The organism is Chitinophagaceae bacterium (genome assembly GCA_016713085.1).
Taxonomy (GTDB): Bacteria; Bacteroidota; Bacteroidia; order Chitinophagales; family Chitinophagaceae; genus Lacibacter.
This window is the reverse complement of the sequence record JADJPV010000001.1, coordinates 1,485,325-1,498,875: the sequence shown is the minus strand read 5'-3', so window position 1 is coordinate 1,498,875 and position 13,551 is coordinate 1,485,325. Positions and strand designations below refer to the sequence as shown.

At 39.9% G+C, this 13,551-nt stretch carries 18 protein-coding genes and 3 pseudogenes; 2 read left to right on the top strand and 19 right to left on the bottom strand.

From position 1 onward, the window contains the following. Window positions 1–68: 68 nt before the first annotated feature. From IPK31_07275 to IPK31_07185, 19 genes and pseudogenes are all read right to left on the bottom strand, one after another. Window positions 69–878 carry a PAS domain-containing protein gene (locus tag IPK31_07275; GenBank protein ID MBK8087745.1) on the bottom strand — a complete coding sequence of 270 codons (810 nt, stop codon included), beginning with the start codon at window positions 876–878 and terminating at the stop codon, window positions 69–71. Next, window positions 878–1,465 (bottom strand): PAS domain-containing protein, encoded by a 588-nt coding sequence (locus IPK31_07270; protein ID MBK8087744.1) that lies wholly within the window; start codon window positions 1,463–1,465, stop codon window positions 878–880. Before IPK31_07270 ends, IPK31_07275 begins: the two co-directional genes overlap by 1 nt. A 55-nt stretch (window positions 1,466–1,520) precedes the next feature. Beyond that, entirely contained in the window at window positions 1,521–2,174 is a 654-nt protein-coding gene (locus IPK31_07265; protein ID MBK8087743.1) for a PAS domain S-box protein, read from the bottom strand. Next, on the bottom strand, window positions 2,078–3,523 hold the full coding sequence (locus IPK31_07260; GenBank protein MBK8087742.1) for a PAS domain S-box protein: 1,446 nt from the start codon (window positions 3,521–3,523) through the stop codon (window positions 2,078–2,080). Before IPK31_07260 ends, IPK31_07265 begins: the two co-directional genes overlap by 97 nt. Beyond that, window positions 3,520–3,900 carry a response regulator gene (locus tag IPK31_07255; protein MBK8087741.1) on the bottom strand — a complete coding sequence of 127 codons (381 nt, stop codon included), beginning with the start codon at window positions 3,898–3,900 and terminating at the stop codon, window positions 3,520–3,522. Before IPK31_07255 ends, IPK31_07260 begins: the two co-directional genes overlap by 4 nt. A 153-nt stretch (window positions 3,901–4,053) precedes the next feature. Then, window positions 4,054–4,690, bottom strand: a pseudogene (locus tag IPK31_07250) (response regulator transcription factor). Between the two features lie 105 nt (window positions 4,691–4,795). After that, window positions 4,796–5,101 carry a hypothetical protein gene (locus IPK31_07245; protein ID MBK8087740.1) on the bottom strand — a complete coding sequence of 102 codons (306 nt, stop codon included), beginning with the start codon at window positions 5,099–5,101 and terminating at the stop codon, window positions 4,796–4,798. 86 nt (window positions 5,102–5,187) lie between these two features. Then, window positions 5,188–5,688: a PAS domain S-box protein gene (locus IPK31_07240; protein MBK8087739.1), complete on the bottom strand. Its 501-nt coding sequence runs from the start codon at window positions 5,686–5,688 to the stop codon at window positions 5,188–5,190. Between the two features lie 20 nt (window positions 5,689–5,708). Beyond that, window positions 5,709–6,461 (bottom strand): PAS domain S-box protein, encoded by a 753-nt coding sequence (locus tag IPK31_07235; GenBank protein ID MBK8087738.1) that lies wholly within the window; start codon window positions 6,459–6,461, stop codon window positions 5,709–5,711. A gap of 229 nt (window positions 6,462–6,690) precedes the next feature. After that, on the bottom strand, window positions 6,691–6,927 hold the full coding sequence (locus IPK31_07230; GenBank protein MBK8087737.1) for a PAS domain S-box protein: 237 nt from the start codon (window positions 6,925–6,927) through the stop codon (window positions 6,691–6,693). After that, window positions 6,813–7,088, bottom strand: coding sequence for a hypothetical protein (locus tag IPK31_07225; GenBank protein MBK8087736.1), 276 nt, complete (start codon window positions 7,086–7,088; stop codon window positions 6,813–6,815). The genes IPK31_07230 and IPK31_07225 overlap by 115 nt, the downstream gene beginning before the upstream one ends. 36 nt (window positions 7,089–7,124) lie before the next feature. Further along, the gene (locus tag IPK31_07220; protein ID MBK8087735.1) at window positions 7,125–7,379 is read right to left on the bottom strand and encodes a hypothetical protein; all 255 of its coding nucleotides are present in this window, start codon (window positions 7,377–7,379) and stop codon (window positions 7,125–7,127) included. Window positions 7,380–7,410: 31 nt separating this feature from the next. Next, window positions 7,411–7,602, bottom strand: a complete 192-nt coding sequence (locus tag IPK31_07215; protein ID MBK8087734.1) for a hypothetical protein — start codon at window positions 7,600–7,602, stop codon at window positions 7,411–7,413. Further along, a complete protein-coding gene (locus IPK31_07210) occupies window positions 7,599–7,799 on the bottom strand; it encodes a hypothetical protein (protein ID MBK8087733.1) in 201 nt (66 codons plus the stop codon). Before IPK31_07210 ends, IPK31_07215 begins: the two co-directional genes overlap by 4 nt. A 559-nt stretch (window positions 7,800–8,358) precedes the next feature. Then, complete coding sequence (locus tag IPK31_07205) at window positions 8,359–8,556, bottom strand: hypothetical protein (protein ID MBK8087732.1); 198 nt, start codon at window positions 8,554–8,556, stop codon at window positions 8,359–8,361. 376 nt (window positions 8,557–8,932) lie between these two features. Next, complete coding sequence (locus tag IPK31_07200; GenBank protein ID MBK8087731.1) at window positions 8,933–9,301, bottom strand: hypothetical protein; 369 nt, start codon at window positions 9,299–9,301, stop codon at window positions 8,933–8,935. A gap of 476 nt (window positions 9,302–9,777) precedes the next feature. Continuing rightward, window positions 9,778–9,945, bottom strand: coding sequence for a hypothetical protein (locus IPK31_07195; protein ID MBK8087730.1), 168 nt, complete (start codon window positions 9,943–9,945; stop codon window positions 9,778–9,780). Window positions 9,946–10,075: 130 nt separating this feature from the next. Beyond that, window positions 10,076–10,777 (bottom strand): annotated as a pseudogene (locus tag IPK31_07190) (DUF3883 domain-containing protein). Window positions 10,778–10,909: 132 nt separating this feature from the next. Further along, the gene (locus tag IPK31_07185) at window positions 10,910–11,302 is read right to left on the bottom strand and encodes a hypothetical protein (protein MBK8087729.1); all 393 of its coding nucleotides are present in this window, start codon (window positions 11,300–11,302) and stop codon (window positions 10,910–10,912) included. A 185-nt stretch (window positions 11,303–11,487) separates the two neighbouring features. On the opposite strand from IPK31_07185, the pseudogene IPK31_07180 reads away from it, so the two are divergent. Together IPK31_07180 and IPK31_07175 are read left to right on the top strand one after the other, a co-directional pair. Then, window positions 11,488–12,320: pseudogene (locus IPK31_07180) on the top strand (DNA cytosine methyltransferase). A 615-nt stretch (window positions 12,321–12,935) separates the two neighbouring features. Continuing rightward, the gene (locus IPK31_07175; protein MBK8087728.1) at window positions 12,936–13,496 is read left to right on the top strand and encodes a hypothetical protein; all 561 of its coding nucleotides are present in this window, start codon (window positions 12,936–12,938) and stop codon (window positions 13,494–13,496) included. Window positions 13,497–13,551 lie beyond the last annotated feature (55 nt).

Genomic DNA, 13,551 nt, shown 5'->3' with positions numbered 1-13,551 from the left:
ATAACAGCTGAATTTTCCGCCATTCATTTCCGCCCTGCGTTTAATATTTCCCAGGCCAATTCCCTTGCTCACCGATTTTGTATCGAATCCTTTCCATTATCCCCAATCCGTAAACTGATTGTATTGTCAATTACCATCACATCTATTTCAACTGTATCTGCAGCAGCATGCTTGAAAATATTATTCATCTGCTCCTGCAGAATCCGGTACAAGGCTGTTTGAATTTCAATACCGATCTGTTCCTGTTCAAAATCATCAAAATGAAGCTGAACATCAATAGTTGAATTGGTGGTTAATGATTCAATCAGTGACTGAAACACATCTTTAAATGAAACATTATCTTTTGAAGCTGGTGTAAGCTGGTGACTCAGCTTCCGTATTTCGTCAATAGCATCTGATATATGTTTTTTACAGGTGTCAATGGTTTCAGCAAATACCGTTTCATTTTTTTGATGCTGCCTTGCAATGCCAAGGTATAAGAGAGAAACCGATAATATCTGGTTTACATTATCGTGCAGCTCCATACCAAGCTGCTGCCGTTCTGATTCCTGTGCATCTACAATAGCTTTTGAAATACGGATCTCTTCTTCTTTTATATACGTAACATCCTGCATGGCACCGATGATGCGGCTTGGCTTACCTTCTTTATCGTATAACACAAAAGCACGGTCAAAAATATATTTATAACTGCCGTCAGAACAGCGGTAACGGTAATCCAGCTGAATGTTTTGTTTGTGCTTGAGAAATATTTCATTCAGCACATCCGATACAGTTACAAGATCATCCGGGTGTATATTTTGTTTCCACCAGTCGGGAATATTTTCCACCATCGATTTTTCATAACCAAACATCGTCGTAATACCCTCATTATAACGCATCATATGTGATGCATATCCCAATCCCAAACAGTATCACTGGTTGCTTTGGCAAGAATATTATAACGGTTAAGGGCTTTCTGTAAATTTATTTCCGATTGTTTCTTTTCGGTAATATCCTTCGTTGAAATATAGGCTCCGGTAATAACTCCTTTTCCATCTTTTACCGGCATATAATTTACCAGCACCCATTCAGGCAAACCGGCAATAGAAAGCTGCAGCTCGTATTCAACCTTTTCGCCGGCAAATACCTTTGCCAGGGTTTCTCTTACAGGTTCATCCTGCTCATCCGGAATCAGCGGAAGAATATTTGTACCTACAGTTACAGGTATTCCCCAGGCTTTTTCAAGATTGGCTGATGCAGATTTATTGATCAGGGTTACTGTATAATTTTTATCCAGTACATAAAAACTATCTGATGAACTCGACAAAACATGACGGAGCTTTCTTTCCGATTCTGCTAAATGCAATCCGGCCATTTTACGATCGGTAATATCCCTGTTTACACCAATCATCCGCAATGGATTTCCTTCATGATCTCTTGTTACAAGCGCATGTGATTCTATATAACGGATCGCCTGATCGGGCAATATAATTCTGAATTCAGTATTGTAATCATAATTTCCCTTGATTGATTTTTCAACTTCACATTACCTGGTCAAGATCATCCGGATGTATACTTTGTTTCCAAGTCTCAACAGTAGCGCCGGGTAAGGCTGAATCTTTTTCGTACAGTTCATACATCCTGTCGTCCCATAGCAGTTGCTGAAGAACCAAATCTCTTTCCCAGATGCCAATCTTAGCTGAACGGGTTGCTAATGAAAGACGCTCTGAAATATTCTTAATTTGTACTTCAGCTTTTTTCCGTTCGGTAATGTCACGTACAAAAGCAAGTACACGCCCATCGCTCAGCATCCTCGAATTGATTTCTATTTCTGCAATCGATCCGTCTTTTCGTTTCAGCTTTCTGGTAAACAAAACCTGTTCACCTGCTTTTACTCTTGCCACCACCTCTGAGTTAACAATAACGGGTTCATCAAAAAGAAGACCCTGCAGTTTCAGTGTTCTAAATTCTTCTCTAGTATAACCTGTTTGTTTATAGGCGGCTGTATTAAAATCATGAATGGTTCCGTCATACGAATAAACAAGAACACCATCCGTTGCCTGCTCAATAAATAACCGGTATCTTTCTTCACTTTGTTTCAGTTCTTCCTCTGCTTTTTGCGCTGTGTAATATCTCTCACAATCGACTGTATCTTTCCGCCTGCAATCAGCTTCGCACTGGCTTCTGCATAAAATCTTGTGCCGTCTTTACGCTGGTATTGTCTCTCAACCAGCAATATTTTCCCGCTGATCAGGTCATTCATATTGATGGGCATCTTGTTAATATATTCCAGTGGTGTGATATCACTTAAATTCAGATGAAGAACTTCTTCTTTTGTGTACCCCATCATAGCACAGCCGCTGCTGTTTACATCAATAAACCTTCCCTGCTGATCTAAAATAAAGATCCCGTCTGCCGCATGATCAATGAGGTTGCGGTATTTTTCTTCGCTTTCTTTTAAATCAAGTTTGTTTTTTTTCTCGGTGGTGATATCATTGAAAACAAGAACAGCTCCGTTGATATTTCCGTCATTGTCAAATAAAGGCGACCCGCTGTTATTGATGATTAATTCAGCATTGTTCCTGGTTTTTAATACTGTATTATTTTCCAGTTCTATTGGTACGCCTTCTTTTAAAATGCGGCTTACAATATTTGTAACAGACAACCCGGTTGATTCAACCGATACGTCATATACCTGATGAAGCGGTCTGTTTTCTGCTTCCTGTTTATTCCAGCCGGTAATCTGTTCTGCAGCAGGATTCATGTAAACAATTCCGCCATCCTTATCGGTTGTAATCACCCCTTCTGCCATACTGCTCAGCGTGGTACGGTATCTTTCTTTCTGCATTTCCAGCTCTTTGCTGATCCCTTTGGTGCGGATGTTTTCACGCAGCAACAAATAAAACGAAACCACAATCAGTAAAAGAGCAGCAGCAAGACTGCTGTAAGCAATTTTGTTGTTGGTATCCTTTACCTGCCAAAAGCTGGTCTTTGATTCACTGATCTGTTGATTGAACTTCTGAAAGATTACCCCGCTGTATATGCTGATGGAATCAGATAAGTTGAAGCCCTCTGTGCCGGAAAAGAATAATAGAGCTGAATCCCTGTTCTGTGCTGTGAGGGTATTTACTTTTTGAAGAAACCGAATCTTCTCATCAATAAAGCTGTCGAGTTTTGCATAGGAAAAAGCAATTGTTTCATCAGTTATTGCCGAAGCCTTAATCTGCAAACCGACACTGTTGATGGAATCAAAGAGAATATTAAAATTGCGGAGAAATTGTTCATTACCGGTAAGTGCATACCCACGGCTGTTACTTTCAACCGTCTTCGTATACAGGCCAAGCTTTTCAAATGCATCTTTCTGCTGTACATACACCTCCTGTTTGCTGTATTCTTTCTTAAGCCAGTTGTTTTTTGTGATTAAATGGTAGATAGCTGCACCCGGCAGCAAAAGTGAAAAAAACAGCATATACAGAGGAAATCCTTTACTGCTAATCCAACCCACTTTACTCTTCAACTGTATATGCTTGTTTCGTTTTATCACAGGATTTTATTCGTTGCCCGTTTATTGATAGCGTTGATAACGGGTGCTATTTTTTCAAAGTCATTGTATTTATCAAATAAGTAATCAGCCCCACTGTCTCTGAACTGCTTTATACTGAAATCGCTCGCCAAATTGAACAAAACCATCACCACTGTTTCAGCTGAATTCTCCCGGATTTTTTTCAGCAGATCAAATGCCTTGTTTCCTTCAAAATCAAAATCAAGTAACACTACATCTGTTTTCTGTTCGCTCAGGCAGTCAATTGCTTCGGCATACGTACAACAGTTGTGAAAGGAAACACCTTTATTGGTTTCATTAATCAGCTCAGCAATCCTGTTGCTGATATGTTTTGAACAGCCAAGAATCGTGATGACCATAAGGTAGTTTTCTTACTGCAAAGCACCTTGAAATCAATGAATTAAAAAATAGTGAAGTAATGAATATGTAGATAGAAAGATCACAGGGTTGGCTGTAGTTGTACAGCTACAATAAGATCAAAAGCAAACCCACTCTTTCGGGGAGGCCTGCAGTTACAGATCAATATCAGAAATAATCTGGTGCGTAATGGCATAGCGGGCAAGTTCGGCATTGCTCGAAAGATTGAGCTTTTCCATAATCCTGCTGCGGTTGGTGCTGATGGTGGTGGAAGCTAAAGAAAGCGATTCAGCTATCTGCGAAATGGATTTGCCAATAGCCAGCAGTTTAAAGATTTCAAATTCCCGGTTCGACAGTAATTCATGCGGCTGCTTGTCTGTTTTCTGCGCCAGTAGCCGTTCTGCAATTTCGTTGGTAATATATTTTTTGCCCATGGCAATCCGCTGAATAGCCTTGATCAGTTCATAAGGTGCAGCGTTTTTGTTGAGATAGCCGGAAGCTCCGGCTTTTAATGCCCTTACGGCATACAGGTCTTCCGGCATAAATACTGAGGATTAAAACCGGCAGTTCGGGTTTAATGATTTTTATCTGCTGCAATGCTTCCAAACCACTTCGGCCCGGCATATCTAAGTCGGAAATAACAAGGTCCCAGTCCTGCAGTGTAACTTCTTTTACCAGTGATTCCCCATCGGCCACTTCATGTATGATTGCAGAAGGATATTCATCCTTCAGTATCTGGATCAATCCCAAACGCACAAAACTATGATCATCGGCTAATATAATTCGGTTCATAAGTTTAGGTCTTATATGGCACAGTGATGGTGATTTTTGTTCCCTTACCGGGCGAAGATACCAGTTGAAATGTTCCGTTAACCGACGACACCCGTTCCTGCATACCTAAGATACCAAATGATTGTTTGCTGTAAGGCATATGCGGATGAAAACCTTTCCGTCGTCTTCTATTTCCAAAATCAGCCGGTCGTCTTCTGTGTTCAGTGAGCTGAAGACCCTTTTCGCTTCAGCATACCTCGTAATATTCGTTAATGATTCCTGGAAAACCCGGAAGATGCAGGTGGCAACAGGCTCTTCCACTTTTAAAACTGTTTCATTACTGTGGAAAAAAAAAATCGGAATACCTGTATTTTCAGTAAACTGGTTTCCCTGCCATTCAAGCGCATCAATCAATCCGTAATCATCCAGCACACCAACCCTCAGCTCGTTTAATATTTTACGGATCGATAAATTACTTCCATCAAGCAGGGTGATGATGTTGCCTAATTTGGTTTTAATCAGTCCTGCTTCATTGGGTGTTTTTTATTGATCCATGCCACATCCATTTTAATAGCAGTCAACTGCTGACCAAGTTCATCATGAATTTCACGGCCAATCCGTTTCCGTTCTTCTTCACGGATGTTTTGAAGATGTCCTGTTAGCTGCCTCATCTGCAGAGAAGTTTGCTTTACTTCTTCTTCTGCTTTTTTGCGTTCGGCAATATCAATGCCTGTTCCAATAAGGCAGGGATTGCCTTCATATAACACACGCTTTCCGGTGAAGTAGTAAGGAATTTTTTCTCCCCCCTTTGTTACAAAATCAGCTTCAAAGGCCGATTCTCCTTCACGCATCGTAATAGCAAAATGCTGCTGCACCAGCAGGCGGCCTTCGTCATCATAAAATTGACCGGGATGAATTTCTTTTATTTCCTCAGCCGAATAACCCGAAACTGTTTCAAAGTTTTTATTCCAGCGCAAAAAAGTTCTGTTGGCATCAAACAAATAAAAGATTCCCGGCAAACTGTTGATGATAGAGTCACTCAGTTCCTTTCTTTCAATACCTGGTTTTCAATTTTCTTGTGTTCGGTAATATCAGTTACCATCGCAAGGGCTCCCAGGTAATCTCCATTTTTCATTACCGGGTTGGTGCTCATCAGTGTCCACACAACCCTTCCTTCTTTTGTTATAAATTTAAACTCGTGGTCTTCAGCAATTCCCTGCTTGCGGCGTTCAATATTCCTTTCAGAAATATTTCTTCCTTCATCATCCATGAAATCAAACAAATGTTTCCCCAGCATTTCATCTTTGCCGTAACCCAGCATTTCAGCCATGCGGTTATTCACAAACGAAGTAAGACTCTGTGCATTAATTAACCAGATTCCCTCCTGTGCGGTTTCTACAATCTGCCGGTATTTTTCTTCACTTACACGCAGGGCATCTTCTGCTGTTTTGCGTTCGGTGATGTCCATCATACTGCCCATCATACCCGTTGCTTTCCCTTCCTGATTCCTTATAATGTAACAGCGGTCGTATAAATTCCTGTACACATTTTCGCCGGTAAGAAACCGGTATTCAGTAATAAAAATATTTTTTCTCGATGCAAGGGTTTCCTGCTGACGCTGTAAAATCAGTTGCCGGTCATCGGGATGAATCCGTTGCGCCCATACCGAATGAGCAGGCACAGGATCGGCCATCGTTAAACCATATAACTGCTGGTGTGTTTCATTGCACCATAATTTTCCTGTTTCCAGGTTCCATTCCCATACCGCATCATTCGTTGTTTTTGCAATCATCTCAAACCGGTGGCTGGCCTGCCTGAATTCTTCTTCTGCTTTTTTCGGTTGGTTATATCACGAACAAACACCAGCATCCGCTCATCTTTTTAAAAACTTTGCGTTTATTTCGGTAAGAATGATTGTACCGTCTTTCTTCCGCATGGGTCTTTCCGACATCACCGGTTCTCCCTTCGTCATTTCCTGGAACTGGAAAGGATTTTTTCAAGATCTTCTTTCAGAACCAAGATCATAAATCGTCATACCTATCAGCTCTTCCATTGGAGTACTGGCTCATCTGCTGGCCGCTGCTGTTCACCGAAACAAACCGGCCTCTTTTATTGGCAATAAAAATTCCATCCGATGCCTGTTCTACCAGTGTGCGGTATTTCTCTTCACTTTCTTTAATGGCCTGCTCTCTTTTTTTTTCTTCTGGGTAATATCCTGAAAGAGCGACATCCCATCGGTTGACGGATAAAGATCCAATTCAAACCAACGGTCGTACTGCACATAATATTCCTGTGCAGAAACATGCAGCTGTTCATCCTTTGCCGTAAAATAAGCTTCGTGAAACAACTGGCCGATCCCTTCCGGAAATTCGGCCCATATATGGCGGCCAATCATTTCTTCCGGGTTTCGATTGGTCATTTTCCGGCCCTTGTATTCATATAAGTGCAGTTGCCGTCAAATATCAAGTGCGGCAAATCCATCCGTAATACGGTCGAGTGTTTTTATATTTCTGTTCTTCCTCCTGCAGCAAATAGGTTTTTCCTGCACCAATTTTTCCAACCGGGAAGGCTGCGAAGCAATATACCAGGCAAACATTCCTCCCGTTACCGCTAACACTAATCCCAGGAGTGAAAAAATAAGTACAGCTGAAAAAGTAATACTCTGTTCATCGGCTATATACAGTTTCCATTCTCCATTGGGAATCTGCACGGGAACAGTAAGCTTTGGTTTGAACGATTTCTTATACTGTAAAAAAATTCTCCTCTTTTCCTGTTTGATGATTTACTTTTTTCAGTTCATACGAGTAACGCTGGTTGGCTCCCGTATCTATTCCTGCTGCTGTTAACAGGGTCTTCAGTTTAATTACGGTAGCTGAAAAACCCCAGAAATGATTGTTCTTATATAATTGGTACCCTGCATACAAATCCTTCACCACCCTGTTTTAAATGCAGCGGTCCGGATATAAAAAGTCTTTTTCAGAATGGTGAGGATCGCTCCGCTTTTGCGGGCAGAATCGGTTAAAATATTAAAGCCAATCACCGATTCATTTCCCTTCAGTGGATACACATGTGTAATTACGCCACCTTCTACCAGTTCCGTTGGCTTCGCTGATAAGATCACGATGTTCAATTTGTTTGCGCAATAACTAGCGCTGATAAGAAAGTAACTGGGTAAGTAACAGTATAGCAGTGAAAATGAACAGGCCGCTGAATGCTGGCCGTTTAATAAACCGAAAAAATGACTCTTTGTTCATGCTGTATGCCGGTAAACGTATTTTTCAGATGAGGAGCACTGCTGTAAGCAGTTCCTTTCCTGTATAAATGTACAACTGCATTTATGTATGCAGTAATCCATCTTCCTGTTTTAAGTTACTGAAAAATCCCGAACCGCAAAGGTTCTTAAAAAGCAAACAGAATGTATACATTTTCCCGGCAAAAAAATAACCCAATAAGAAAGGCACCACCCGGTGCCTTTCTTATTTTACGCTTATGTTTATTCAAATGAAACAGCTCATTCATTTATGGTGGTTAGTAACGGCCCTTGCTTCTGTATTCATAATGCACTTTTCTTATTTCACGCTCACGCATATTCTGTAAATGACGCAGCTGGCGTTGTTTTTCAAAACGGTTCATAAACAAAGCATTTCTTACACGCTGCATTTTAAAATCATATTCATTGTTAATGCGGGCTATTTCCTGTTCATTCTGCGTTCACGTTCAAAGCGGCTGTTGTTGTAATGATGGTCTCTGTCGTACCGGTTATTGCCACGGGCAATATCATTTCCGTTGCGGTTATTGTTCCAGTCATCACGGTCACGGTTTCCGTTCTGTGCATTGGCAGTTGCAAATACTGCAACGGCAAATAAGAGAGTAAAAATTGTTTTCATGTCTGTTTGTTTTTATAGTGAATAATATACATAGAGGCAAACCGCAGACCATTGTTTACAAATAAACTGTTAATAGATTTTACTGAAGAAAAAAGAAGATATGTAACCTGTAATTGTATTTCAACGCATCGTTCCTTGCGTCGCACTCTTGTACCGCAATGCAAAAGGAGCAAAAATAAAGCGGTGCATTGCACGACTCTAAAATAGAAGAGAGTAAAAAATTGTAATGCAGATTGCTTCGCCAAACAACAGAGGCTCGCAATGACGCTTCGTAGGTATGATCATTCTCGTTTACGTCATTGCGAGTAAGTAAGAACCATTCGAAACTTACGACCGCAGGTCAAAGCAATCTTCATAGTTACGAAGCGAAAAAACTTTATTCCTTCACCACTTCAATCTGTTCCTTACTCTGCAACACAATCTGCGGTTTATCCTTAAACAATTCCACCTTCCCCGTTACACAAATGTTCTTATTCAGAAACAACTCTTCCGGCACAGTTTCAAACTGTTTGCGAACCTCACTCCATATCACCACCGTAAACAACTGGTTGGGAAAAGCAGCACCAACATTTAAAAGCGTTGGACTGTTTTTACTCTGTTCAAAATAACGGGCACTGAAAACCCTGCTGCAAATTTTTACACTGTCGCCCACATGCTTGCCAATGTCTTCGGCTTTGATGGTCATTTGTGCAGAAGCTGCTGATGTAAGAACAACACAGAGAAGAAGAGATAAGAGGTAACGCATGAATTTGTTTTGTGCGAAGTTGCAGGAATAAACAGAAGGGTCAGTAATTGATTACATCAACGGAGGAAAAGCGTTTGAACTTCAACCTGCAAATGATTCATGCGGAGAACAGTTGGCCTAATCTCCGCATGATTTGCGGTGAATAAGGGGTTTAATCTCCGCAGAATTTGCGGCGAATATGCACGGCCCTGTCCATCTCAATGCTTTCCCTCATTCGTGTTATTCGTGCAACCTGCCTGCCGTCAGGCAGGTTCGTGGCCTTCTGCCTTTAATTCTTCCTCCGTGGCCTCTTTTCCCCTTTAACTTTTTACCCCAAAAATGGAATCAACAGAAATACTGCTAAGAACCCATTTACAGGCAGCTGACTGTCATAATATAATAAATGGTAAAAAAGCCTAAAGCATCAAACTCTGGTAATCGTACAGCATCAAAATCTGGTAATCGTACATGATGAAAACCGAAACTTGCTCACAGCGTTATTTTTGAATCCGTTTGTAAAGAGTTAAATTAAGCACCTCTACATTTAAATCATTTCTCATTTCTTTTAAAATATTATCCTCCTTTTCAAAACAATCGCTGATTATTTTGTTCTGAATTTCTAAAGGCTCAATATCAACTTCAACATCTAAAAAAAGATCTGCCAAAACCGAAAGATCCTGAATAATTTTTGAAGGAAAAACAAGCGTAACTGTTGCCAGGAAATATTCGAAAGCAAGAATTTTTTCTCAGGCGAGTCTCCTGCAAGGGACTCGCCGTGTAAACAACAGCCACCCTTTACTCTGGCCGCAGCCCATCCTCATCACGTATAAGCCGCCTGATCGTTTCAATGCTTTCCTCCGCTGCCTCACGGGTTGTATACATACCAAGAAACACATAGCCGCTTACAATGCCGTAACGGAATGCCGCCACATTATTTTTAAAAACCTCATCTGCTGTTAATACCCTCAATTCATTTCGTTCAACCTGTCCTTCCAGTACAAATAACTCGTCTCCGCCTATCATTTTTCCTGCTCCGCCCAGAGCCTGTTGAATCAGTTCATTTGTGTCCATATCATTCGTTTGTTCGAAGCTAATACAAACAGCGGTTAAGTTCAAATACCGCCGCCGTATTTTACCGGTAAAATACAGGCACAAAAATTTGGAGATTCTGTTGCAGTCTGCCTGGGGTCTTCCGCTATTTAAAAAACCCCTTATAACTCTGTGGCTGTATCGAACAGAAGCTCTCATAATCTCCTGCTTAATAAAAATCTTCGGCTTCTCAATAAGATTAAATACACGGTAGAGGTAAAACTCCTTTCCCTTCAACTTCGCAAACTTCCATTCATTCCTTGAAAAATAGAACGGAGTTTCCTTTGTAAGCTTTGTTGTTTTCACCTCAATAAAACGGTCCGTACCATTATTGTTTCTCGAAAGAATATCATAACCCATTCCATCACCTCTGTCTTTTGCAACCCATTCAACCTGTTCGGCAAGTTTTCTTTTCCTGCTTTATTCAGTCTCCATCTCTCATAATCAAAAACCAGCTGTTCACCCTTTTCACCCAGTTGGCGGTTGTTCTGTTCCTTAGCCAGATAATTAACTTTTATCGGTAAAAACAAAGGTTCCTTCTCAGTTACTTTTTGTTTTAGGCGGACTCTTCTCAATAAGCTTTGCAAAATCTATTTTCTTGGTTGGCAGTTCAATCTTCCCTTCTGCAAATTGTTGAAATCCCTTTTCAAAAAAGCGCTTGTTCTTTTCTAAAAACAACACCACCTCATCAGCAAGTAACTGCTGTCTTTGCGAATAAGGTTTATAGCCTTTAATATAAGGCAATCCCATCTCAGCAAGCACATAACTGATATTCATATGCTTGTATTCAACAGCCTTAGCCCGGTTGTTAAGCAGGGGTGTCAGTTTTCTTCTGTGTTCTGCCTTGCTGTAGGGTATGCCATTAAGTTCCTTTTGAAACATATCAAAATAATCATTCACAATCAGTATCACCTCTTCTTTGGTCCAGTCCATAGTAGAATATATGTTTTGGAAAGTTAAGCCCAACGTGACGTAAAAGCAAATGCAGGAAAAAAAGATTGAAATAATCTTGTGTCTTAAAACATACAGGTTTTCTTAAGAGAAAGTATAAAATTTATACTATGCAAAAAATGAAATACACACCTACAGCAAAAGGCTACTTCTCCGGTTGCGGAGGCATGGAGTTAGGAATAATGATGGCAGGTATTAAAGTGATTCAGTCGCTTGATCTGGATAAAGAAGCAACAGACTGCATGAAACAAAACAGTCATTATTTCAAACACAGCATCTTAACCGCCGACATAAAAGATATGACTGTCCTCGATCAGCCAAAGACCGATATCATCATTGGTACCTATCCATGCACAAAGTATTCAGCAATTGCCGACATCCATGGAACAAGAACAGGCGATGATCTCTTCCTTCATTTCTTCCGTCACATAGCGCTGGAAAAACCCGAAATGTATATTGTTGAAAATGTACCCGGAATGAAAAATTTAAAGTGGTCATGGAAGCAATGTCACAGCTGCCCGATTACTATGTAAATATCTTTGCCCGGTCGATGCTTCTGTTTGGCTGCCGCAAAAGAAAACGCCTCATCCTCATTGGTACAAGAAGAAGATGCTCTTTTACGCTGCGGTGGCGGGAAAAGAAAACTGTTAAGAAATATCATTGAAACAAACCCGCAGGTTGATTTCCCGCTTACATTTTGAAAAGGCTGAATGGTGGCTACAGGGATTATCCCATTATCATTGATCCTGCCGATGCTTCTGCCCTGGCCCCCCACCTGCGTAGCCCACTATGCAAAGATTTAAGTACAAGACTGCTGCTTGATAAAAATTCTCCTCACGGTGTACGCCCTTTTTCAATCCGGGAATATGCCCGTTTACAGGGCTTCCCCGATGATTTCCATTTTGAAAACAAAAGAAGCTCGTATAAATTAATTGGAAATGCAGTTCCGGTTGATATGGGCTTTTGGATTGGGAAACAGGCTTTTTGTTATTTTCAGTAAAGGGTTCCATCTCTCTTTGTTATTTCTACAGGCATCAGGTAAATATTAAGGATAAAATGGGTTGTCCATATTTTATATTATTCAAAAGGATATGCCATCCTTTATAGTTTTCAATTCCATGGATATTTAATGATCTTTTCCATTTCTGGAGGTTAACTAATTCAAGTTTGTACCATTTATATTTTGTTTTTAGCTTTAGAGCTTAATCAAACCTAAAATATTCTATTTCTTCGGTTCAAAAACATACCCTTTGTTTTAGAAAACAGAAGATTATATCAGAAATATTAATTGCCACAACTATTCCATTGTAATATGATTAACCTGCGAGAAGTAATCGACACTCTTTACGAAAATAAGAATGCAGATCAATTGATTCCCTATTTGAAAAAGAGAATCTTTATGAACCATTTAAGAAAGCTGAAACTCAAATCAATGAATTAATCAAACTGCAAGGCGAACTGAACAGAAACATGTCATGCATTCCTATTGGCATACTTGTATCGAATCTCCTGATTGCTGTTAATAGTACTCTTCAAAAGAAGAATGAATCTAAAAAGGCGAGAACTAGAATCAGTACTTAGTGATCTAACAATAAAACTATACAAACAGATTTTAATGCAAATTAAGACTAAGCGAAGAGAGCTTCAATTACAGTTGGCTTTTGCTCTTGCAAAGACATGTGAATTTCAAGGGTATGATAAAAATCAATTGCTGGAATCATTAAATCTTGAAAGTGTAGTAATTTATAATTCATCCATCAAAAAGGGTGAAATTATTAAACCCTTCAATGAGAGGGTGCCTTCTTTAATCATAAACGGAGGATTAGAACAGTTTAAGTTTATACAGGAGATATTTGTAGACCAAAAATTGCTAATAAAGAAGACGGGGTTTTATAAATTGTTCAATAATCCGGATAAAGCTTTGGCAATCCAATTTAATGTTGGCAGAGCAGATATGATTCTTCAACTTTTTACATATCTAAAATCAACAAAAATGATTTCTTACAGTAACTGTAGAAGTATTTATGATGTTTTTCGCTTTCATATACTTGACTTTGAGGATAAATTTTTAAAAGGAAAACCTCCACGGGAGCGTATGAATGTTTTAAAAAATAGTAAAGCAAAATGGGCTGCCAATCAGCGTTTGATCGAAAACTGGTTTACTAATTTAAATTAAGAAAACTTTACCTACTACTTTACCTTATTAGAGGTAAAGTCCATTTGGGTCCGAA

Excerpts from the sequence above, each read along its gene's own strand:
- IPK31_07275 (MBK8087745.1), bottom strand. The coding sequence starts at position 878 with ATGCGTTATAATGAGGGTATTACGACGATGTTTGGTTATGAAAAATCG.
- IPK31_07255 (MBK8087741.1), bottom strand. The coding sequence starts at position 3,900 with ATGGTCATCACGATTCTTGGCTGTTCAAAACATATCAGCAACAGGATT.
- IPK31_07235 (MBK8087738.1), bottom strand. The coding sequence starts at position 6,461 with ATGATTGCAAAAACAACGAATGATGCGGTATGGGAATGGAACCTGGAA.
- IPK31_07225 (MBK8087736.1), bottom strand. The coding sequence starts at position 7,088 with ATGACCAATCGAAACCCGGAAGAAATGATTGGCCGCCATATATGGGCC.
- IPK31_07205 (MBK8087732.1), bottom strand. The coding sequence starts at position 8,556 with ATGAAAACAATTTTTACTCTCTTATTTGCCGTTGCAGTATTTGCAACT.
- IPK31_07200 (MBK8087731.1), bottom strand. The coding sequence starts at position 9,301 with ATGCGTTACCTCTTATCTCTTCTTCTCTGTGTTGTTCTTACATCAGCA.
- IPK31_07185 (MBK8087729.1), bottom strand. The coding sequence starts at position 11,302 with ATGGACTGGACCAAAGAAGAGGTGATACTGATTGTGAATGATTATTTT.
- IPK31_07175 (MBK8087728.1), top strand. The coding sequence starts at position 12,936 with ATGCAAATTAAGACTAAGCGAAGAGAGCTTCAATTACAGTTGGCTTTT.